General features: G+C 64.5%; 1 pseudogene. It reads right to left on the reverse strand.

Going from position 1 to position 259, the window contains the following annotated elements:
- Positions 1–259, reverse strand: a pseudogene (locus SB753_RS38680) (RNA polymerase factor sigma-54); the annotation flags it as partial.

Consider the following 259-nt stretch of genomic DNA (forward strand, 5'->3'; position numbering starts at 1 on the left):
GTCGTCCGATGCGTTGCCCGAACGGCCGTAGTCGTCGAGATTCCACTGGTTGGCATCCGAGTTCGAGTCCGAACCCATGCCGTTGTATTCGTCGACGCCTTGGGGTTCGCCGCTCTCCTGGCTTTCGCCGGAGGAAGTGGACGACGACGAAGACGGCGGCGAACTCGACATCCCTTCCGGCGAGGTGTTCTGCGACGTCTGCGAGATGACCGTGCCGTCGGCGGCGACGCGCAACGGACTCGCGATCCAGTCGTCCTCC

It is taken from the genome of Paraburkholderia sp. SIMBA_053 (genome assembly GCF_046534895.1).
In the GTDB taxonomy this organism is placed as follows: Bacteria; Pseudomonadota; Gammaproteobacteria; order Burkholderiales; family Burkholderiaceae; genus Paraburkholderia; species Paraburkholderia caledonica.